We start from the raw sequence: 20466 nt of genomic DNA, 5'->3' as shown, positions 1-20466 counted from the left end.
AGGGCTGCAAACCGTTTGCATGTCGTGCAAAACGCCCACGGGCACCGGTCGAACCAATACGCTGTGCGCATGCGCCGGCTCACCAAAGAGGCCGCCGCCATCGCCGACGAACTCGGCGGCATCACCCACCTGCGAGACACCGCAGGCGGATTCAGCCCCGTCACCGTCCAGCTCCATCTGATCTCAGCGGAATACAAGGCCGGCGACCCGTCGGCCGCCATCGCCGCAGCCGACGCCCTCCACCCCATGAGGCTGCCCACCATCGAGCGACGCGCCCGGTACTACACCGACAAGGCCACCGCCTACGCCCAGTGGGGCCGCCGGGAAGAATGCATCGGCGCTCTCCTGGAAGCCGAACGCTGCGCGGCAGAGGAGACCCACGCCCGCCCTGCGGTCAAGGCCATGCTGAACGGCCTCCTCGTCTCCGGACGCACCACCCCCGAGCTCCGCGGCCTCGCCGCCCGCGCCGGCGTCCTCACCTCGTAGGTGAGCCTCGAGCGAGATCATTCGTCGCGTGGCGGCGGGGCAGCAGTCGTCCAGCCGGACCTCGTGGTCTTGCTGCGTGGGCTGCCGGGAGTGATCGCGGAGCGTTTGGCTGCCCGGGGAACGCACCGTCGGTACGAGCGATCATTCCGCCCTGACGGCTCGCGCTCACCGCGTCGGAACCGTTGGAAGTGACCGATCCGGTTCCGGTGCACGGTGCGGTACCGGTCCTTTTCCGATCAGCAGAACAATCGAGGAGACGAGCATGGACGGCGCGACGTGGGACGGCGTGCACAAGTTGCGGGACTGGCTCGACAGCGAGGGCCAGGCCGCGGCCGGCGATGTGAGGTTGCTGCGGGTCCTCAAAATCGGTGAGGAGTTCGGGGAGGCGGCGGAGGCCATTACCGGGGTGCTCGGCGCCAACCCTCGGAAGGGCAATTCCCACGATTGGCAGGACGTGGAGAAAGAGCTGAGCGACGTCATCGTGACCGCCATGGTCGCCTTGGCCACGATCACCACGGACGCGGCGAAGGTGCTGGACGAGCGGGTGGAGCACTTGATCGTCCGAGCGCGTGGTGAGGAGTTGCCAGAGACCGGGACGAGTGACGGTGTTCATTCGTCCGAGTGAAGATCCTTCGTTGTTCCATGCGCCGCAAGCTGATGCGGCGCAAGGAAAGGCCCGGCCATCGGCCGGGCCTTTCCGCTTGTCCGCCGCTCTGGGAGGCGCTCAGTCACTCAGCTCAGGAACGAGACGCCGGAGACGCAGGGGCGAGCCTTTCCCGGAGGTCGGCCAGTCTGTTGGACGGTGCCTGCGACACCGGGTCCGGGGGCGCGTGCGGGGCGCACTCCGCGCCTCGTGTCGGCGTCCTTCCCCGCAGCAGGTAGTCCTCGACATACGCGGTGACGCAGGCGTTGCCGCCGCCGGCGACCCCGTGCGTGCCGGCGTTCCGCTCCGTCACCAGCGCCGAACCCGCGAGCCGCCGCCGTAGCTCCACCGCGCCTTCGTAGGGGGTGGCCGCGTCGAGTTCGGCCGCCAGGATCAGGGTCGGAGGCAGCTCGCCCGGCCGGGTGCGGACGTCGAGCGGCTGCTGCCGGGGAGCCGGCCAGTAGGCGCAGGGCAGGTTCATCCAGGCGTTGTCCCAGGTCTCGAACGGCGCGCGGCTCGCCAGTTCGCTGTTGTCCCGGTCCCAGACCGCGAAGTCCGTCGGCCATGGCGCGTCGTTGCACTCGACGGCGGTGTAGACGGCGTTGCCGTTCTCGGCCCCGGCGGCCGCGGACGGCTTGGGCGCGGCCGCCGCGATCAGCGGCTTCGGATCGCCCTTCAGGTACGCGGCGAGCACCGACGCGCGCTTCGGCCAGTAGTCGTCGTAGTAGGCGGCCCCGAGCATCAGCGCCTGGAGCTGGCCGGGCCCGACCTTCCCGTCCGCCGGCTCGTGCGCGAGACCCGCGCGCACCCTCTCGTAACTGGTCCTCACCTCCTCGGTGTCGCTGCCCAGGTGGTATGTGGCGTCGTGCTTGGCCACCCAGGTGAGGAAGTCCGACCAGCGCCGCTCGAACGCGAGGGACTGGTCCAGGTTGTTGCGGTACCAGACCTTCTTCGGATCCGGGTTCACCGCCGAGTCGAAGACCATCCGGCGCACGTGGGACGGGAAGAGCGTCGCGTACAGGGCACCGAAGTACGTACCGTACGAGGCGCCCATGAAGGTCAGCTTCGGCTCGCCGAGCGCGGCGCGCAGCACGTCGAGGTCGCGCGCGTTGTTCAGCGAGTTGTAGTGGGGGAGGGCGGCGCCGGCGGCCCTGGCACAGCCCAGCGCGTACGCCTTCGCCTCGGCGATCCGCTGCCGTTTGTACGACTCGGAGGGGTGGGTCGGGGACTGGGTGGGGGCCTTGGCGAAGTCGGCCGGTTCCTGGCAGGACAGCGATCCGGAGCGGCCGACGCCGCGCGGGGCGTAGCCCACGAAGTCGTACGCCTCGGCGAGCCGTTTCCACTCGGGCAGGCCGGCCGCCAGCGGGAAGGACACGCCGGAGGCGCCGGGACCGCCGGGGTTGAAGACCAGGGCCCCTTGCCGGTGCTCCGCTTTCCCGGTCGCGGTCGCGCGGCTGACGGTGAGGGTGATCCGCGCTCCGTCGGGCTCCGCGTAGTCCAGCGGGACCTCGACCGTGCCACAGGTGACGGGCGCGGGCAGCGACTCGGCCTTGGGGCAGGGACCGAACGCAACACCCGCGTCGGCGGCGCGCCGGGCGGCCAGGGCGACGCCGCGCGTCTCACGGGAGGCCGCCGACGTGGTCCGCGGGGCGGTGGTTCGCCCGGTGGCCCGGGGGGTGGCCTGCGCGGTGGTCACCGTGGTGGCCGGGCCGGCCATGGCACTCGCGGTCGACGTCGCCGTGGTTCCGGTGCCGGGGGGCGGTGCCCCGGCGGGGGCCGCGCCGTCCGCGGGGGCGACGACGAGGGCCGAGAGGACCAGGGAGCCGAGGGCGGCCAGGGCCCCGTGTTTCGCTACTGCTCGCATCGCGTTCCCTTCGTGCGGGCGGTCGGTGGTCAACCGCAGGCCGAAGGGTCAGCACAGCGGCGAAGCCGTGCAAGGACCGCCGGACGGTGTTGGCGCTATTGACCCCGTTGCGCCGCACGACCACCCCGCAGGGTCCGCCGGGATGCGGAAACGGCCGGCATGTGAGTGGCCGTCGAGTAGTCGTGACGGGCCGTCAGGTGCGGCCCGACCCGGCGACGGCCGCCACGCCGCGCGACCGGACCGGGATCCCGCGTGATCCGCGTCCTGCGCCGAGCCTGGGCGGCGCGGCGGGCGCGGGGCGCTCCGGGCGGGGCCGCCGGGGCGGCGGCGACGGGCCGGTGCCGACGGGCCGGTGCCGACGGGCCGGTATCAGCCTCCGCCTCCGCCGCCTCCTCCTCCGCCACAGCCCCCGCCACCCCCGCTGCTGCTGCCTCCGCAGGAGCTGCCGCCACTGCTGCCACCGCCGCAGGCACTGCCGTTCCCGCTACCGCCGCCGCAGGAGCCGCCACCGCCGTTTCCGCCACAGGAGCCACCTCCGTCGCTTCCGTAGCCGCCGCCCGTATCGACTCCGGGCAGCGCACCCGAGCACCACATGACCATCGCGGCGGCCGTCCCCTGCGCTGTCGCTACGACGGTCCGTCCCGGCCGCCGGCGGGCCGCCGTTCGCAACCGCTGAGCCAGCACCGGATCCGGCAGGGCCGCCAGGCCGTATGCCGCGACCAGCCGGGCGGCCGGCAGCGGAGCGGCCCCCGGAACCCGCGGGTTCCTCGCCCGGAAGTCCCGCAGCGCCCCACGCCCGGCCCCGGTGATCCACGTCCTGGTGTACGGCGTGCAGACCAGGCCGACGATCCCGCCGGCGAACAGGCTCAGCAGGACGGACACGGCGAGCGAGCCGGTGCCGCTGTCCCGGTCCTTCATGAACAGGACGCCCGCCAGGACGATCACCACCGGCAGCGCCAGGAAGCAGACCGCCGTCTGGACCGCGGCCCACTTCCGCGCCGCACGGGCCTCGACGGGCGCGACCAGCAGTCCACGGGCCGCGAGCGCGTCGCCCACGCCCTGCACGGCCGGACCGCGCATCACCGCGAACCGCAACTTGTGCAGGGCCCCGCTGGGCGCCACCGCCAGTTCCTGGAGAACGGACTCCTCCACCGGGTCGTGCGCGACTCCGTGCCCGACGGCGACGATGCCCGGACCCCCGACGGTCAGCCGGCCGTCGGCGCACATCCCCGCGATCGCGGCGTCCACCACCTGCCCCGGCCCGCCCGCCAGGAACGCGGCCTCCGCCGTGTCCCCGACGTGGCCGGCCACGCCCCTGCGTCGCACCTTGACGATCCGGGCGATCAGCAGGACGCAGGAGACGGCGATGCCGAGGTGGGCCAGCAGAAGGACGACGACCAGCATCTCCTCACCTCCCGGTCAGCGCGGCGCGGGCGGCGTGCACGAGACGGGCCGCGCGCCCCGGCGGCCGGGCGCCCGCGCGCTCCCGCCACCAGAGCGTCAGCCGCCGCCGCGCCACCGGGTCCCCGGGCTCGTCCGCGATCAGCAGGTGCTCGGCGAAGTCGAGCGCGTCCCTGCGGTACCCGGCGCGCATCGGCCGGTTCGTGGCGTACGAGACGAACGCGGGGCGGAAGCCGTCCCCGAGGATCTCCGGCAGCTCCGGGGCCACCTTGGCGATCACGCCGGCACGCTTGGAGACCAGGGCCCGGCTCTGCACGCCGAGGCGCCCGGAGTCGAAACCGGCCGGCACGGGTGCGCCGGCGACCAGTGCCGAGAGCAGGGCGGTCTGGCCGAGCGCGAGCCGGTCCCGAACGGCTCCGCCGTCGCCGTCGCCGTCGCCAGCGCCGACGCCTTCGCCGAACTCGGCGCCGCTGTCGACGTCCATGTCGATCTCGACGTCGCTGTCGTTGTCGTCACCGTGGCCCGTGCCTCCGCCGCCCGCCGACGGCCGCGCTGGGTTTGTCGGGGCCGCGCTGAGCGGTACCGCGGTCCCTACGGACCCGGTCGGCCCGGTCGGTCCGGCCGGCCCGGCGAGCGTGTCCCGGATCATGGCCAGTTCGCCCGCCAGCTCCGCCGCGGGCGGGAAGTCGTCGTCGCGCTCCAGCAGGACTCCCGGCGGAGCGATCCGCGCGCGCAGTTCGGCCAGCACGTCGAGCACCGGCCGGGTGACCGGGTGCGCGTGGGTGTCGTGCCAGACGCCATCGCGCTCGACCCCGCCCGCGACGTGCACGTACGCGATGGCCTCGACCGGCAGTTCGTCCAGTGCGCGCGCCGGGTCCTCACCGCGGTTGACGTGGTTGGTGTGCAGGTTGGCGACATCGATCAGCAGCCGTACGCCGGTGCGTTCGACCAGTTCGGCGAGGAACCGCCCCTCGCTCAGCTCCTCGTCCGGCCAGGAGATCAGCGCGGCGATGTTCTCCACGGCGAGGGGTACGGGCAGCGCGTCCTGGGCGATCCGTACGTTCTCGCACAGCACGCGCAGCGCGTCCCGGGTGCGGGGGACCGGCAGCAGGTGTCCGGCCTCCAGCACGGGCGACGCGGTGCGCCCGCCACCGGCCCGTACGAAGGCGATGTGCTCGGTGACCAGCGGGGATCCCAGCGCCTCGGCACGCTCCGCGAGGTCGGCGAGCTTGCGTGGGTCCGGCCGGTCGGCGCCGCCGAGGCCGAGCGAGACGCCGTGCGGGACGACGGTGACCCCGCGCTCGCGCAGCCGCAGGAGCGATTCGGGCAGGTGCCCGGGGCAGACGTTCTCCGCGACGGCCTCGACCCAGTCGACTCCCGCCAACCCCTCTACCGTGTCCGCGATTTCCGGACGCCATCCGATGCCGATGCCCAGCCGCGGTGTGTCGCGCACGGCTCCTCCTCTCCGACCGATGCGCGCCGTTCGCGCCGTTCGGGCCGCGCGGCCCTCCGGCTCCCGGCTCACCGGTTCCCCCTTGGTTCCTCCGGTAGATGACCCCGGCGGAAGCCGGCGAATCCACAGGAGAGGACGTTCAGAGGTTCATTTGAGGTTGCGGAACCGCGGGCCGGCCCGGCCGCGGGCGGCGAACGGCCCCGGCACCGTGGTAGCGGTGCCGGGGCCGTGGGGCTCGGGGCCGTGCGGTCGTACGGACGCGAGGGGCGACCCGTCAGGCGTGATCAGACGTGCGGTCCGCCTGATCGGCTCGGCGTGCCGACCGGCTCGGCGTGCCGACCGACTTGGCGCGCCGATCGGGTCACTGCGTCGCGCCGGGCGCCGGTTCGCCCTCGCCCACCGCCGGCCGGTCGGTGTTCGGCGGGGCGCCAGGGGCCGCGGGCGAGGGCGACGAGGTCAGGGTCTGGTCGCCGGACGGCTGGACGGGCGGCGCCGCGGGCGGCAGGTTGCCGTCGGGCGGCGGCGGACCGGTCGGGCTGGACGACGCGCCGTTCGCGGCCTCGTTGGCCATGGCGTCGAAGTCGACCCGGCCGGTGGCCTCCAGCATCGTGATGTGGTCGAGCACCGTCTGGTTGGCGTCCGAGGCGAGCTGCCGCACGAGGGCGTTCCTGGTGGTGTGGCGTACCAGCGCGATCTGCGAGAACACCTTGCCGTGAGCGTTGCGCAGCAGGTTGGCGAACTTGCGCTCGTACTCCTCGCCCGTCGCCGCAGACAACTCCTGGAGCCAGCCCTGCTGCTGCTCGTTGGGCTGGTTGGGTAGCTGCACACCGAGCTTGGCCGCCACGTCGCGCACGCGCACGTCGAGGTCGGTGTGGCCCACGACCAGATGGTCACCGCAGTCCTTGATGGCCTGCGTCGGGGCCCGTTCCAGGGCCTGCTGGCCGGCCGGCAGCTCCCACAGGCCCGCGAGTCTCACCTTGACCAGCAGGTCACGGTCGGTCGCCGAGAGGGGACCCCACTGGGTCGAGACCGTCGACGCGCTGAGGTTGGCCTGGCCGGTGCCGGAACGGTCGGCGTACGACCAGACGGGATAGGCCAACGAGGCGACCGTCACTACCATCGCGCCGACTATGAGCGCCGTGCCGTTCATACGTCCCAACAATGTGCTGCCTCCCGAACCGGTAAAAGACCCCGCTGAACCAACCGCTGACGGACGGGCCGTGCGATGTGCTGTGCGGCACCGGGAGATACGTACGGCGGCGCCCGGGCGTTCAACTCCGCAGCGACGGATGATCGGCGACCACGGTGCAGGAGCCGGGAGCGATCTCCGTGAAGCCGGCGTCGCGCACCAACGGAAGCCCGCTGCCGGTGAGTTCGCCCCAGCGAGCGGGTTCGGCGGTGCGGACGGCGAGCGGGAAGCCGGCCTCGCGCCAGGACGCGCGGTCCGCCTCCCCGAGTGCCCACCAGGCGAGTTGGGCACCGTGGCCGGCCTGGGCCATCGCCTTGCCCGCCGACATCTCCACCCCCGGATTCAGCCAGAGGACGGGGTGGTCCGGGTCCGGTGCGGGCGGCGGCGCCGGATCGTCCAGTTCGGTGCCGGAGACCTGGAGCCGGGCCAGCTCCTTGGGCCAGCCGTCGAGCGGTACGGGCGGGAAGACCCGTACCTCGGCCGGGGACGACGTGTCCGTCGCCGGCCCGCCGCCGGTGACCGTCAGGCCGGGGAGTGCGCCGGCGCGCCGCCATTCCGCGCCGCGCGCCCGCCGCACCACTTTGCGGATCCGGGCGTCCTGCCAGTCCCGTACGGCGCCGGCCCATTCGCCCTCGCCCTGGGACCGGTCGTCGGAGAGCAGGGCGAGCACCGCGCGCGCCGCCGTCTCCAGGGCGTCGGTACGGGCCGGGGGCGCGGCCTTCTCCAGCCGGACCACCAGCGGCAGCACGAACTGGGGGGCCTCGTCGCGGGAGCCGCGTATCCGCCGGAAGGGATCGGCCCGGCCGTCGCCGTCATCGATGTCGCTGGTCACGGAGCCAGTCTGCCAGGTGCGCGAGGTGCGCGAGGTGCGCGAGGTGGGTGAAGTGCGCGAGGTGCGCGAGGTGGGTGAAGTGCGCGAGGTGCGCGAGGCATGTGAGGCGCACGAGACGCGTCAGGTGCGCCGGGGGCTGATCGTGGGCGGGCCCGCCGGGTCCTCCGCGGGCCCGCCGGTGCCTCCGGGCGGCATTCTTGGCGAAACCTTTCTTGGCGGAGGGGGCCGGTCCGGGTCACGATGCACGGCATGAAGAGCGACCTTTTCTCAACGGAACATCTGGCACAGCCCGCGACCGCCCCCGGGATGACCCTCCAGAACGCGAAGTCGATCAAGTACGCCGTGAACGGGGAGATGTTCGCACGGCAGGGATCCATGGTCGCCTTCCGGGGCCAGCTCCAGTTCGAGCGGAAGGGCCAGGGCATCGGCGGCATGCTCAAGCGGGCCGTCACCGGGGAGGGACTGCCGCTGATGGCCGTGAAGGGGCAGGGCGAGGCGTGGTTCGCGCACGAGGCCGCCAACTGCTTCATCGTGGATGTCGAGCAGGGTGACGCGCTCACGATCAACGGCCGCAACGTTCTCTGCTTCGACGCCACGCTCTCGTACGAGATCAAGACGGTGAAGGGCGCGGGCATGACCGGCGGCGGCCTCTTCAACAGCGTCTTCACCGGCTACGGAAAGCTCGGTGTGATCTGCGAGGGCACCCCGATCGTCATTCCCGTCAGCGCGCAGTCGCCGGTCTACGTGGACACGGACGCCGTCGTCGGCTGGAGCGCGCAGCTGAACACGTCGCTGCACCGCTCCCAGTCCGTCGGCTCGATGATCAGGGGCGGCTCCGGGGAAGCGGTCCAGCTGATGCTCCAGGGCGAGGGCTTCGTGATCGTCAGGCCGAGCGAGGTCACGCCCCAGAAGCAGAGCGCGCACTGAGCCACCCCGTTCCGGTCCGGGGAGGGACGAGGAGCGGTCACGCTGAACGCCCGCGCCTTCCGGGCCGTACTGACATCATGTGGCGATGAAACTCCGGAACGTCGGCCGCCGTTACGGCCGTGGCGGCCCTTGGGTGCTGCGCGGTGTCGATCTCGAACTGCCCGCCGGCGGACTGGTCCGGATCGACGGCGCCAACGGCACCGGCAAGTCCACGCTGCTGCGCGTCCTCGCGGGCATCGACAGGCCCACGGAGGGGCAGGTCGCCGACCGGCCCCGCACGGCGTTCGTCCCGGAGCGCTTCCCGGCGGCCCTGCCCTTCACGGCCTCCGACTACCTGGTGCGGCTGGGCCGGATCCACGGGCTGCGGGGCACCGTCGCGCGGGAGCGAGCGGCCGGCTGGCTGGAGCGGTTCGGGGCCGAGGCGCACGACCGTACGCCGATGGACGAGCTGTCCAAGGGAACCAGCCAGAAGGTCGCTGTCGCCCAGGCGCTGCTCGCCGAGCCGGAGTTGCTGGTGCTCGACGAGGCATGGACCGGACTGGACGTGCCCGCCCGTACGGAACTGGACCTCGCGGTCGCCGAACGGATCGAGGCCGGGGGCACGGTCGTCTTCGTCGACCACGATCCACGGCGGCTGGCGGGGGCGCTGGACGAGCTGTACACGGTGGTGGACGGCGGTCTCGTCCGCCGCACGGGCGCGCTGCCCGACGGTGCGGAGGCGGGGCCCGAGACGCGGATCGTGGCGGTGGGCCCGCCGGGGGCCGAGCCGCCCGACGGGCTGCCGGGCGTGCCGGCGTACGAGACGGGCCCCGACGGCCGTCTGACGCTCACGGCACCGGCGGAGCGGTCGGACGCGCTGTTGCGGGCGCTGCTGACGGCTCGTCCGCCGTGGCACATCGAGGAGGTACGCGCGGCTCTTCCGGTGGTTCCGGCTGCTCGGGCCGTTCTTCCCGAGCCGGCTCAGGGATCTGCCGGGCCGAGGGCCGACGGTCGGAGCCCGGACGACCGGTCCGACGGGTCCGACGGGTCCGGCCGATCCGCTTCCCCCACCACGACAACGAGGCACCTCACTTCATGACGGCCCTGCTCGGCTACCAGTCCGCCATGCTGCTGCGGTCCCAGCGCTGGCTGCCCCCGGTCCTCATGTACGGGATCTTCCTCGTCGTCGGCGTCCAGGCCGGACAGCCCGTCCTGGACGCCCTCGGCTACGCGGCGGCTGCGCTGCTCCCCGTCACCGCCTGGCTGGTCCGGATCTGCGTGACCCAGGAACCGGCCGCCGCGCGCGCCGTCGTGGCCGCCGCGAGCGGGTCGTACCGGGCCCATCTGGCGGCTCTGCTGACCGCCACCCTCTTCGCCTGCGGGCTGGGTGTGCTGGGCACGGTGGTCGTGTCCATGGTCAGCCGACCGGTGAACGCGGACTACACGGTGCGGGTTCCCCCGCTGTCCGCCGGGACCGCGGGGCTGGTCGCCGCCGTGGTCTGCCTGCTGCTCGGCGCGGCCGCCGGGGCGCTGTGCAGCAGACCGCTGGTGAACGCCCGGGGCCGGGGCATCGCGGCGAACGCGGTGGTGGCGCTGCTGGCACTGGTGGCCGTCGGCTCGCCGGCGCGGTCGGCGGTCAGCGGGCTGGTGAGGGGATCGCTGACGGGCACGGTCGGGATACCGGGGACGCAGCTCGTCCTGTCCGCGCTGGTGGCGGCCGGGGCGGGCGCGCTGGCCTGCGCGGTGGCGGCACGCCGGGGCTGAACACGCCGGGGCCCGGGGCCGAACGTGCCGAGGCCCACCACGCGGCGGGCGGGCGAACGGCCCCGCACCTGCCCCGACCTGGTACCGGCGGACAGGGCGTACTCGTCGCAGACGATTCGTCCCGGGCGCCGACCCGGAGCAGGGCCGGGGCCGGCCCGCAGGGCCACGGCTGCGTCCGGCCGTGGCGGATAGCGCGGCCTGTGCGGTCAGGTGATCGTGTAGGGCCTGGGGTGGCCCATCCGCTCGAACTCCACGGTCTCCGCGTCGAGCTTCTCCAGGGCGGTGACGCGGCCGAGTGCGCCGAGCAGCATGACCACGGTGCAGATCGCGACGGCGTGGATCTGTTCCAGCAGTGCCAAGCCCTTCACCGCGTGGAGGAGCCCCGTCTCCTTCGCGGCGACCCGGCGCAGGGCCGTCGTCGTCGCGAACTCGATCTCCGGCGGTGCCAGAGCCGCCACCGTGTCGATCTCCCCTACCGCCATGGACGGTTCCCCCAGCATGTCGAAGAGCCCGTCGCGGTCGAGGAGCAGCCAGGCCAGCACGTGCTCCAGCCGGTCGGTGTCCAGGTCCGTGAGGCAGGCCGCGACCTGGACGCGGTCCTGGGCGAGGTAGGCCCGCGTCAGGTCCGTCGCCCGCCACATCGCTTCGACCACCCGCGGGTCACCTATCGCTGTCATGCTCCTCCTTCTGGCGGACTTGTGGCCACGGCACGGGCGATTCCCGCCCTGTTCACCACTGTGGGGGGAGCCGCCGTCGAATCAAGCCCCTCGGGACCAGTAGATCAGCGGCCAGGCAGACCGGGCAGCGGTTCGCACGAACCGGTCCCGAAGGAGTGGCAGAGTGCGCGGTGTCGGCTCCGCTCGTGGTACGCCCCTCCCAGGCCAGTTCCTGGCCGAACAGGATGGGCGTCTGTCCTGGGTCGTCAGGTTTGGGTCGGTGGCGCACTCATCGCTGCCGTCAGGAACGTGATCGCCCATCGCCGGGCCGCCTCGCCCGCTACCGGGGACACGCAGCCGGGGGAGGGCTGCTGGTGGACCTCGAGGCGGTCGACGGCCGTCACGGCAAGAATCCCCCGCATCCGGAACGCCAGCTCCTCCGGGGAAAGGCCGGGCAGTACGCGCGCGAAGGCTGCGAGGTAGCGCTCGCGGACCGAGTCCTCGGCCGGGCCGGTCCAGCTGCGTGCCTCCTCGGCCGGGTCGCTGAGGATCGTCACGATCAGCCGGGAGGTCCGGGCGCCGCCCTCGTCGCCGGCCGGCATCTCGTCGAACAGCGGCCCCGCGAACGCCTCCACCAGTTCGCCGACCGGTGGGTCGGGGGTCTGGGCGAGCAGTTTGTCGAGCCCGGCGCACTGGGCAGCGTTGATGGGCTCGATCACGCGGCGGGCGACCGCGGCCATCAGCTCCGCCTTCGAGCCGAAGTGGTAGCCGACGGCGGCCAGGTTCGCTCCGGCGAGTTTGGTGATCGCGCGGACCGAGGTGCCGCGGTATCCGTGCTCGGCGAAGAGGTGCTCGGCCGCGTCGAGGATCTGGGTGCGGGTGTCTGGGGTCGCCACACGAGGGACTCTACATATGTTTGAATGAAACGAACGTATGAGTAAAACGAACGTGTGAAAGAGGGCTGTCATGAAGCTGCTCGTGTACGGCGCCGGGGTTTGCGGCAGCCTGTTCGCCGCCCGCATGCACGAGGCCGGCCACGACGTCTCGCTCCTCGCCCGGGGCGAGCGCCTGACCGCCCTGCGCCGGCACGGAGTGCGGCTCGCCGAGGAAGACGGCCCAGCTGTCAAGCGGGTGCCGGTACCGGTGGTCGAGCACCCGGACGGCGGGTACGACCTGATCACCGTCTTCGTCCGCACCCACCAGGTGGACGCGGTGCTGGAATCACTCGCCGGTGTCCGAGGTGACGTGCTGTTCCTGCTCAACTGGGCAGCCGGCCCGGAGACACTGGGTGCGGTGCTCGGCCAGGAGCGGGTGCTGCTCGGCTTCCCCGCGACGGGCGGCACGATGGACGGTGACGTGGTCCGCTACCGCAAGAGCAATTCCATCACCCGCCGGGTCGCGACGCCGGTCGGCGAGCCCGACGGCCGCGCCACCCCGCGACTGGAACGGATCGTGGAGACCTTCCGTACCGCCGGGATCAACGCCAAGGCCGAACCGCGGATGGATGCCTGGCTCAGGACGCACGCCGCGTTCGAGGTCCCGCTCGGGCAGGCGGTGCACGCGGCGGGCGGCCCGCTGGTGCTGGCCGACGACCCCGACGCGGTCCGCGCCATGCTCCACCTCATACGGCAGAACCTCGCCGCGATGGAGACGCCGCCGGTACCTCACGCGTTCGCCGCGTTGCGGGCTCTGCCGCAAGGGCTCCTCGTGACCGTGCTCCGGCGCTTCCTGAAGAGCCCGACGGCCGTACACAGCGGACTCAACGACCTCTCGCCTGCCACGGCGGCCGAACTCGAGCGGCTGGCCGAACAGCTCCGTGCCCCTGCGGGAGCCCGCTGAGCGACCCGGTCGGCACCCTCGCGGTCCCGGCGCAGGCGGCTGAACGATCCGGCGCCGTACGTGGACCGGTCCGGTGCCGTCCGTGGACCGGCCTCGCGGCGAACCCGCATCGACCGGGCCCGTGCCCGGAACGCCTCAGTGCCTCATCAGCTCCGAGACCTTGACGAAGCGATAGCCGCGCTCCCGCAGCTCCGGCACGATGCGCTCGACCGCCTCGGCCGTCACCGGAGCCGCACTGCGCGTGCAGTGCATCACCACCAGCGAGCCGGGCTTCACCCCGTCCAGGACCTGCTGGGCGACGGCGTCCGGGTCCGTCGCGAAGGCGTCCCCGCTGACGACGTCCCACTGGACCGCCGTGACCTTCTCCGGGGCGAGGGCCCGCAGCGCGGTCTTGTCGTAACAGCCGCCGGGGAAACGGAAGTACGGCACCACGTTGGTCGCCCCCGCCTTCCGGAACGCGTCGAACGCCCGCCGGACGTCGGAGGCCATCCGCTCCGCGCCGATCCGCGGCAGCCCGTAGCAGTCGTCGGTGAACGCGTAGTGGCTGTAGGAGTGGTTGGCGATCTCGAACAGCGGGTCGTTGCCGATCGCGTGTGCCTGGGTCGGGTACTCCTCGGCCCAGCGTCCCGTCATGAACACGGTCGAGGGGACTTCGAGCCGCCGGAGCAGGGTGATCAGCGAGGGGTTGTCGAACCGTTCCCCGCCCGCCGCCCGCTTCCCCTGGCCCGCTGTCATGTCGGCGTCGAACGTGAGGGCCACGGTCCTGCCCGCGGCCGGGTCGCCACGTTTGAAGACGGGGGTGAGACCGCCGCGCGTGGGCGCCAGGGTCGGCGGCCGCCGCGCGGCTCCGGAGCCATGGGCGCCGGCGGAGTGATGGACGGCGGGGGAGCCGGAGACGGCGTGCGGTCCGGGCTTGCCGGTGCCGCCGCATCCCGCGAGGGCGGTGGTACCGAGGACGACGGCGGCGAGGGCGAGCGTGCGCGCGAAGGTAATCACGCACGGAAAATATAGGATGATCTATCCGTAATTGTCGTACGGCACTCGCCTGCGGTGAAGTCACCCCGCTCGCGCGGTCCCGCGCCGGGCGGGAGTCCCGGACGGGAGGCCGGTCCCGCCCGGCTCGACGACGGACCGCGGTCAGTCCGCCAGGCGGGTGCCGCGGCGCCAGACGGCCCGAGTGTTGAGAGTGTCGCTGATGTCGCCGGTCGGGTCGCCGTCGACCAGCAGGAGGTCGGCGCGGAGTCCCTCGGCGACGCGGCCCCGGTCACTGAGGCGGAAGCGGCGGGCCGTGGTCGCCGTGGCCGCGCGCAAGGCCCGTGAGGGGGTGAGACCGGCTGCCACGAGGTACTGCAGTTCGTGGTGCAGGCTCGCCCCGTGTGCCAGGCCCCCGAAGAACGTCTCGGGCATGGAAACGTCGGTGCCGGCCAGCACGTCGACGCCTGCGGCGTCCAGGGCGCGCACCGTGTCGTACACGTCGTCGAGCTTGCCCTGCGGGTAGCGGTTGTAGCTGGACCGCAGGGCCCGGTCCCACTCGCTGTCGAGGCGTGCGGCGACCCGGGGGTCGTCGGCGAGTTCGCTGCCGGTGATCCCCATCATCGAGGCGTTGAGGCTGATGCAGGGAACGACGAACATGCCCGCGTCCTTGATGAGGCTGATGATCTCGGCGGTGTGCGGCTGGTCCATGAACACGTGGGTGACGCCGTCGACGCCGGCTTCGACGGCCATCCTGGTGGCCTCCACGGTCAGCGCGTGGGCCACGGTGAGGGCCCCGTACTTCTTGGCTTCCGCCACACCGGCGTTCACGGTGGCCTGGTCGAGCGACGGCAGCCCGGGGTGCCCCTCCACGCTGCCGTCGTCGATCATGAACTTGATGAAATCGGACCCCCGCGCGAGGAGTTGGGGCACGAATGCGGCCGCTTCCTCCGGTGTGGTGGAGAACGGCATCAGAGGCATCACCGGCGGGAGGTCCCACTTCGGCCGGAATCCCTCGGGCATCAGCTCGCTCGGGTGGCCGCCGGGCGGTGTGATGCCGAAGCCGGCGGAGCGCACGTCGGCCACGGTGTCGTCGTCGGTGATGAGTGCCCGGTTCTCCCGGGTGTTCATCCCCTGCATCTCCAGCTCCGTCGTCACCCCGAACCGCAGGGCGAGCGCCAGGGAACCCGGGGCGGAGTGAACATGGGCGTCGATGAGTCCCGGTAGCAGTGTGGCGCCGCTGCCGTCGACGATCTCACTGCCCCGGGGAGCGTCGCCGCCGACGCGGGCGATCCTCCCGCCGTCGATGACCACGGTCTGCACGCCGACCGTCTTCTCCCCGTCGAAAACCCGGGCGTTGGTGATCGCGGTGAGTGCCATGGCAGTCCGCCTCGTTTCCTTGCTCGTTCGCATTTACATATCGGATGCTATGTATTTGTGGGCGGGTATGCAAATGTCGGATGCGGGCCTAGACTCAAGGCCCATGAGCGGTGCGTCTTCCTCCGAGCGGTCCCCCGACGACCTGGCGCTGGACCAGATCGGCCCGGCGCTGTCACGTCTGCGACGACGCGCACCCGCCTCGAGCAAGGACCTCTCCCGCAACCTCGTGCTCAATGTGATCGCCGATGCGCCGGGCGAGATGACCGTCGGTGGCCTCGCCGCCGAGATGGGCGTCGCCCAGCCGGTGGCCAGCCGGACCGTCGCCGCCTGCATAGACGACGGGCTGCTGCGCCGGGCGGCGTCCCAGTCCGATGGACGCCGCACCGTGCTCGAACTCACCGAGCACGGCGAGGCCGAACGCAACCGCTTCGCCGCTGAACAGCGAAAGGCGTTCGAGGAGATCACCGCTGCCTGGTCACCGGAGGAGCGGGTTCAGTTCGCACGCCTCCTGGCCCGATACGGGGCCGACGCCACCGCATGGTCCAGGGAAAGGGCCGCGAGCCGCGGCTGAGCGAAGTCGGCGGCGGCGCGTCCGGCATGGGGCTCAGGGGCCGGTCCGGACGTGACGCGGGTGATTCCGTCCATCATGTGGCCCGGTTCCACGCGGGTGACCAAGAACAAGCCCCGCCATACCTCCCGACTCGGGGGTGTGGCGGGGCGTTTGCCGTCGTCGTGGTGTGCCTCGGGACCGCTGGGTGCCGGACCGGACGGTCAGATGGTGTCGAACTCTCCGGCCTTGACGCCCGCGACGAAGGATACGAACGCGTCGGCGGGGATCGTCAGCACCGGCCCGAGCGGGTCCTTCGAGTCGCGGACGGGGACTATGCCGGTGGCGGACGCGTGCGCCGGGGCCCACTCGACGCAGGAACCGCCACTGCCGCTGTAGGAGGACTTGAACCAGAGGAAGGAGGGAGCGTCGGTCATCACAGGGTGCCCTTTCGTGCCTCGTTGATCACGGCCACGGACGGCGCCTGGGAGAGCGCTTCGGCCTGTAGCTGATGGTAGGACCTCACCAGCGGCAGTACGGAAGTGATCTCCCTGTCCAGGTGCCCGTTGGTTTGGGACTCAACGTAGGACATCACGGAGCGGTCGGGCAGGGTCAGCAGGTTCACCAGCCGGTTGAACGGCCGGTGCTCACCCATGGTGTAGGGCGCCAACTGGAGCACGGTGTTGGGCCGTTCGGCGAACTCGATCAGATGGGCCAACTGGCGCTCCATGACCCCGGTGCCTCCGATCACGCGACGGATGCAACTCTCGTCCAGGACCACGATCACCATGGGCGGGACGCGCCGCACCAGTGCCGCTTGGCGTTCCGCCAGGGACTCGACCCGCTCAGCAGCTTGTCCGGGGGTGACCGTGCCCCGCTTCACGTGGCCCTCTTCGATGGCTGTCGCGTACTCCAGCGTCTGGAGCAGTCCGGGAATCACCCCTACGTCGAACAGTCGGATCTCTGCCGCGCGGGCCTCCTGGGCCAGGTACTCCGGAAAGCCTTCCAACAGGCTGCCGTTCCGGATCTCCCCCCAGGCTCGCTCGAACGACTCTGCGGTGCCGGTGAGTCCGAGGGCGGTATCCAGGCTGCGCGAAAAACGGAGAGTCGGCGGCTTGCGGCCGGTTTCCACTGCTGAGATGTGTCTGCCCGAGTAACCGACCAGCTCGGCCAGCTCGTCCTGTAACCAATCGCGTGCCTCGCGTGCGCTGCGCAGGCGTGCGCCGAAGGCCGCTCGTGGGCCGGCTTCGGGGTTCAACTCCTTGCGGTTCACCAAGATGCCCTCCGTTGCTGGAACGTTGAAGACGGCTCGACTCTACGTCAGGCTGAACACCCTTGGTGGTGGAATGGCTACAGAGAGGAGTTGTTGTGTCCGGAGGAAGCGTCCCCCTGAACGGGGAGAGGACAAGGCCTGTTCCGGCCCCCGGAACGCTGATGGTGGACACCAGGCGTGACAGAACGGGGGAGTTCCGCGGGCTCGCCGGCCCGTACTGGTCCTTGCGCCCGGTCAACGGCGGGGCGGAGTGGGAAGCGGACCCGGAGCACGTCCGGGCACTGACGCCGGGCGAACGGCTGCGTGCCGAGAACGCGCGGCAGAACGCCCGGAGCCGTGGCGACGCGCACGCCGCCGTGTTCACCGCCGCTCTCGGTCCCGTCCTGACGCTTGACGGCGGGGCGGCCTCGGGGCGCCGCCACGGATTCGTCGACTGGACCATCGCGCCGAACCGTACGGGCGAGCCGCCCACACTCCACACCTTCCGGTGTACGGCCGAGACCGGCGGCGGGAAGCGGTGCGGCGCGGAATCCCCCACGTCGGATCTGTTCGAGACCGCGAGGGGCTGGACGTTCACCCACGTACGAGACCACCCGGAGCACACGGGCTACGTGGAAGTGACCCAGCGCCCATGGACGCTCCGCGCGGAGAGTGCGTCGTGAGTCCGGCTTTCCGGCACGTCGCACCACGTACCGGCCGGCACGCGACCCCCGGACCCGCCCGGATGGACGACGGCAACGACTGGACGTGGGCGGCATGCTGGGGCTGGTGCGAGCGGTCATGGGTCCGAGTGCTGTGGGTGGGCACGGCTACCACAGAGGGGCACCGGATCGCGGACCTCTACTACTGCGGCTCATGTATCCGCCATATGCATCGCCGAGTTGAGAGCCGACCCTCATGAAGTCCGTTCAGCAGGTGGGATGGTGGCTGTTCGTGTCGGGCGCCACCATCATCGTGTGCCTGGCCGCGCTGTGCTTCCTGATCACTGGTCTGGCCGTGCACGGCTACCTGTAGCCCCCATGAGCCCCGTACCGGCTACCGCATGATCGGCGGCGGACGGTTGGCCGGTGCGGGGAACCGCCCGGCCGTCGGCCCACGGCCGGGCGGGCGGGCGACCAGGGCGTGCAGCCCTCTACCTCGTTGTCGCGGCTCGGGCTCTGTCCCGCTGCTACCTCACCGTTCCCGGATCTACGGGTGCCCGGCCCGCCAGGGGCCCGTCACCGCGAAGGTGGTGCCCGGGTTGTAGCAGTTCACGTACATGGTCCGGCCGTCCGGCGAGAAGGTGACCCCGGCGAACTCGCCCCATTCGGGGTCGTCCGGCGTGCCCACGTTCTGGGCGCCGCGCGCCACGGCGTACACCTCGCCCTTGCGCGTCACCCCGAACACGTGCTGGGCGCCGCCGCCGTCCTCGCAGACCATCAGGCCGCCGCCGGGCGCCAGGCAGATGTTGTCGGGGGACTCCCCGGGCAGCTGGACGTCCGCGTCCGGCCCGAAGACGATCACCAGCGTGAGCCGGCGCCGGTGCGGGTCGTACCGCCACACCTGTCCGAAGTGGTCCGCCGCCGAGCCGGCCGAGCGGTGCGCGAAGCTGGAGACGAAGTAGACGCAGCGGCCGCCCCAGTAGCAGCCCTCCAGCTTCTGCGCGTGGGTGATGCCCCCGGCGCCGAAGTCCTGGAAACGGATGGGCGTCTCCTTGGCCAGCGGGTCCGGCACCGGGACCCATTCGATCCGGTCGAAGGTCGCCCCCGTCTCCTGGACGGTCGACAGGTCGGGCACGCCCGGCACCCGCATCGCCTCCAGCGTGCCGCCCGCGCGCAGCGAGCCGATCCCGCCGCGCGGCTTGTTCGGCAGGAAGCGGTAGAAGAGCCCGAAGGGCTTGTCGAACGCGTCCTCCGTCTCGTACACCGTGCCGTTGCCGGGGTCGATCGCGACCGCCTCGTGCTGGAAGCGGCCCATGGCGGTCAGCGGCACGGCTCCGGTACGGCGCGGATCGGAGCCGTCGACCTCGAAGACGAAACCGTGGTCCTTGGTGTAGCCGTTGGTGCCGGCTCTGTCCTCGGTCTCCTCGCAGGTGAGCCAGGTGCCCCAGGGGGTGGGGCCGCCGGCGCAGTTGACGGCGGTGCCGGCGATGGCGACGCGCTCGCCGAGGACCCGGTCGCGGCCGTCCAGTTCGAGCGCGGTACAGCCGCCCTTGCCCATCGGATCGTAGGTGAGGCCGGGGACGACCGGGACGGGGCGGGGCGCGGTGGCGCGGTTCTCGTGGTTGCGCACGAGGTGCAGCCGGCCGCGGCGGCCGGCGAAGGCGGCCATGCCGTCGTGGTTGCCCGGGACCGGCCCCTCCCCGGAACGGAGCGGGTCACCCTCGCGGGACAGGACCCGGTAGCCGAACCCCTCGGGAAGGTCGAGCAGGCCGTCCGGGTCGGGGACGAGCGGACCGTAGCCGCCGCCGTGGCCGAGCTGTGCGGCGTCGGCGGTGCCCGTGAAGAGCTCCGAGACGGCCCCGCTGAAGGCGATACCCGCGGCGGTCGCGCCGGTGCGGGCGAGGATCTGACGTCGTGTTGCGGACATGAGGCAACTCCCTGCTGGCGGACAGGAGACGTGACCGCATGTGTGTACCACGTGATCCGTGACACGTGAACCACGCGGGCCGTCGCCCGCCTCTGGTGTCGCCGCGCCCGCACCGGGTGTTCGCGTGGGGCCGTGCCCGTACGCCCGGCTTCGTACGGCAGGGGCCCGTACCGCACGGAACCGTGCGGTACGGGCCCCAGGGCCGTGGGTCGGGGCCGGAGCCCGGAGCACCGGAGCCCGGACTCAGGCGAGCGACGCGTCCAGCGTGATCGTCGTTCCCGCGAGCGCCTGGCTGACCGGGCAGTTCGCCTTTGCGTCCTCGGCCGCCTTGGCGAAGCCCGCCGCGTCCAGCCCGGGCACCTCGCCGCGCACGGTGAGGTGGATGCCGGTGATGCCCGTGCCGGGCTGGAAGGTGACCTCGGCCTGGGTGTTCAGCCGGGTCGGCGGGGTGCCGCCCTGGGCGAGCCCGTTGGACAGCGCCATCGAGAAGCAGCTGGAGTGGGCGGCCGCGATCAGCTCCTCGGGGCTGGTCTTCCCGTTCGCCGCCTCCGCCCGGGACGGCCACGAGACCGCCTGGTCGGGGATGCCGGAGGAGTCGAAGGAGACGGTGCCCGTGCCCTGGAGGAGATTGCCCTCCCAGACCGTGTGCGCCTGACGCTTGGTGGCCATGGTGGAACCCTTCTGATCGGTGTG

At 72.1% G+C, this 20466-nt stretch carries 21 protein-coding genes and 1 pseudogene; 9 read left to right on the top strand and 13 right to left on the bottom strand.

Annotation, left to right across the window (positions count from 1 at the left end; genetic code table 11):
* Positions 1 to 69: 69 nt before the first annotated feature.
* Together IG02_RS0125330 and IG02_RS0125325 are read left to right on the top strand one after the other, a co-directional pair.
* Positions 70 to 486: a hypothetical protein gene (locus IG02_RS0125330; RefSeq protein WP_030752538.1), complete on the top strand. Its 417-nt coding sequence runs from the start codon at positions 70 to 72 to the stop codon at positions 484 to 486.
* A gap of 262 nt (positions 487 to 748) precedes the next feature.
* Complete coding sequence (locus IG02_RS0125325) at positions 749 to 1111, top strand: MazG-like family protein (RefSeq protein WP_051765704.1); 363 nt, start codon at positions 749 to 751, stop codon at positions 1109 to 1111.
* Between the two features lie 112 nt (positions 1112 to 1223).
* Here IG02_RS0125325 and IG02_RS0125320 read toward each other — a convergent pair whose 3' ends face one another.
* The 5 genes from IG02_RS0125320 to IG02_RS0125300 form a co-directional block, all read right to left on the bottom strand.
* The gene (locus IG02_RS0125320) at positions 1224 to 2993 is read right to left on the bottom strand and encodes an alpha/beta hydrolase (RefSeq protein ID WP_030752528.1); all 1770 of its coding nucleotides are present in this window, start codon (positions 2991 to 2993) and stop codon (positions 1224 to 1226) included.
* A 369-nt stretch (positions 2994 to 3362) separates the two neighbouring features.
* Positions 3363 to 4397, bottom strand: coding sequence for a TIGR04222 domain-containing membrane protein (locus IG02_RS0125315; RefSeq protein ID WP_037804153.1), 1035 nt, complete (start codon positions 4395 to 4397; stop codon positions 3363 to 3365).
* A gap of 4 nt (positions 4398 to 4401) precedes the next feature.
* Entirely contained in the window at positions 4402 to 5847 is a 1446-nt protein-coding gene (locus tag IG02_RS40965; protein WP_030752522.1) for a DUF692 domain-containing protein, read from the bottom strand.
* A gap of 361 nt (positions 5848 to 6208) precedes the next feature.
* Positions 6209 to 6997, bottom strand: a complete 789-nt coding sequence (locus IG02_RS0125305) for a DUF4142 domain-containing protein (protein WP_420707790.1) — start codon at positions 6995 to 6997, stop codon at positions 6209 to 6211.
* A gap of 121 nt (positions 6998 to 7118) precedes the next feature.
* Positions 7119 to 7868 (bottom strand): aminoacyl-tRNA hydrolase, encoded by a 750-nt coding sequence (locus tag IG02_RS0125300; RefSeq protein ID WP_051765702.1) that lies wholly within the window; start codon positions 7866 to 7868, stop codon positions 7119 to 7121.
* Between the two features lie 16 nt (positions 7869 to 7884).
* Here IG02_RS0125300 and IG02_RS41765 point away from each other — a divergent pair, with 16 nt between their 5' ends.
* The 4 genes from IG02_RS41765 to IG02_RS0125280 all read left to right on the top strand — a co-directional run bounded on the left by IG02_RS41765 (position 7885) and on the right by IG02_RS0125280 (position 10538).
* A complete protein-coding gene (locus IG02_RS41765; protein ID WP_158712381.1) occupies positions 7885 to 8121 on the top strand; it encodes a hypothetical protein in 237 nt (78 codons plus the stop codon).
* Positions 8118 to 8795 (top strand): AIM24 family protein, encoded by a 678-nt coding sequence (locus tag IG02_RS0125290; protein WP_030752514.1) that lies wholly within the window; start codon positions 8118 to 8120, stop codon positions 8793 to 8795. Before IG02_RS41765 ends, IG02_RS0125290 begins: the two co-directional genes overlap by 4 nt.
* An 85-nt stretch (positions 8796 to 8880) precedes the next feature.
* Positions 8881 to 9873 carry an ATP-binding cassette domain-containing protein gene (locus IG02_RS0125285; protein WP_078854793.1) on the top strand — a complete coding sequence of 331 codons (993 nt, stop codon included), beginning with the start codon at positions 8881 to 8883 and terminating at the stop codon, positions 9871 to 9873.
* The gene (locus tag IG02_RS0125280) at positions 9870 to 10538 is read left to right on the top strand and encodes a hypothetical protein (protein WP_030752508.1); all 669 of its coding nucleotides are present in this window, start codon (positions 9870 to 9872) and stop codon (positions 10536 to 10538) included. The genes IG02_RS0125285 and IG02_RS0125280 overlap by 4 nt, the downstream gene beginning before the upstream one ends.
* 206 nt (positions 10539 to 10744) lie before the next feature.
* On the opposite strand, the gene IG02_RS0125275 is transcribed toward IG02_RS0125280, so the two are convergent.
* Together IG02_RS0125275 and IG02_RS0125270 are read right to left on the bottom strand one after the other, a co-directional pair.
* Positions 10745 to 11215 carry a hypothetical protein gene (locus tag IG02_RS0125275; RefSeq protein ID WP_030752505.1) on the bottom strand — a complete coding sequence of 157 codons (471 nt, stop codon included), beginning with the start codon at positions 11213 to 11215 and terminating at the stop codon, positions 10745 to 10747.
* Between the two features lie 245 nt (positions 11216 to 11460).
* Positions 11461 to 12090, bottom strand: coding sequence for a TetR/AcrR family transcriptional regulator (locus IG02_RS0125270; protein ID WP_030752502.1), 630 nt, complete (start codon positions 12088 to 12090; stop codon positions 11461 to 11463).
* Positions 12091 to 12160: 70 nt separating this feature from the next.
* On the opposite strand from IG02_RS0125270, the gene IG02_RS0125265 reads away from it, so the two are divergent.
* Positions 12161 to 13033 carry a ketopantoate reductase family protein gene (locus IG02_RS0125265; protein WP_030752499.1) on the top strand — a complete coding sequence of 291 codons (873 nt, stop codon included), beginning with the start codon at positions 12161 to 12163 and terminating at the stop codon, positions 13031 to 13033.
* A gap of 135 nt (positions 13034 to 13168) precedes the next feature.
* On the opposite strand, the gene IG02_RS0125260 is transcribed toward IG02_RS0125265, so the two are convergent.
* The gene (locus tag IG02_RS0125260; RefSeq protein WP_234314903.1) at positions 13169 to 14029 is read right to left on the bottom strand and encodes a polysaccharide deacetylase family protein; all 861 of its coding nucleotides are present in this window, start codon (positions 14027 to 14029) and stop codon (positions 13169 to 13171) included.
* Positions 14030 to 14170: 141 nt separating this feature from the next.
* A complete protein-coding gene (locus IG02_RS0125255) occupies positions 14171 to 15385 on the bottom strand; it encodes an amidohydrolase family protein (RefSeq protein WP_030752493.1) in 1215 nt (404 codons plus the stop codon).
* Positions 15386 to 15488: 103 nt separating this feature from the next.
* On the opposite strand from IG02_RS0125255, the gene IG02_RS0125250 reads away from it, so the two are divergent.
* Positions 15489 to 15956 carry a MarR family winged helix-turn-helix transcriptional regulator gene (locus tag IG02_RS0125250; RefSeq protein ID WP_030752491.1) on the top strand — a complete coding sequence of 156 codons (468 nt, stop codon included), beginning with the start codon at positions 15489 to 15491 and terminating at the stop codon, positions 15954 to 15956.
* A gap of 200 nt (positions 15957 to 16156) precedes the next feature.
* Here the strand turns inward: IG02_RS0125250 and IG02_RS0125245 are convergent, their stop codons facing one another.
* A complete protein-coding gene (locus IG02_RS0125245) occupies positions 16157 to 16369 on the bottom strand; it encodes a DUF397 domain-containing protein (RefSeq protein ID WP_078854792.1) in 213 nt (70 codons plus the stop codon).
* Entirely contained in the window at positions 16369 to 17208 is an 840-nt protein-coding gene (locus tag IG02_RS0125240; protein ID WP_037804149.1) for a helix-turn-helix domain-containing protein, read from the bottom strand. The genes IG02_RS0125245 and IG02_RS0125240 overlap by 1 nt, the downstream gene beginning before the upstream one ends.
* Before the next feature lie 158 nt (positions 17209 to 17366).
* On the opposite strand from IG02_RS0125240, the pseudogene IG02_RS0125235 reads away from it, so the two are divergent.
* Positions 17367 to 17549, top strand: a pseudogene (locus IG02_RS0125235) (hypothetical protein); the annotation flags it as partial.
* A gap of 844 nt (positions 17550 to 18393) precedes the next feature.
* Here the strand turns inward: IG02_RS0125235 and IG02_RS0125225 are convergent.
* Both IG02_RS0125225 and IG02_RS0125220 read right to left on the bottom strand, forming a co-directional pair.
* On the bottom strand, positions 18394 to 19773 hold the full coding sequence (locus IG02_RS0125225) for an alkaline phosphatase PhoX (protein ID WP_030752485.1): 1380 nt from the start codon (positions 19771 to 19773) through the stop codon (positions 18394 to 18396).
* A gap of 243 nt (positions 19774 to 20016) precedes the next feature.
* The gene (locus IG02_RS0125220; RefSeq protein WP_030752484.1) at positions 20017 to 20442 is read right to left on the bottom strand and encodes an OsmC family protein; all 426 of its coding nucleotides are present in this window, start codon (positions 20440 to 20442) and stop codon (positions 20017 to 20019) included.
* Between the last annotated feature and the right edge of the window lie 24 nt (positions 20443 to 20466).

The organism is Streptomyces sp. NRRL F-5135, from assembly GCF_000719775.1.
Lineage (GTDB): Bacteria > Actinomycetota > Actinomycetes > Streptomycetales > Streptomycetaceae > Streptomyces > Streptomyces hebeiensis.
The sequence above is the reverse complement of the archived record's forward strand: the minus strand, read 5'-3'. Positions and strand labels throughout refer to the sequence as shown.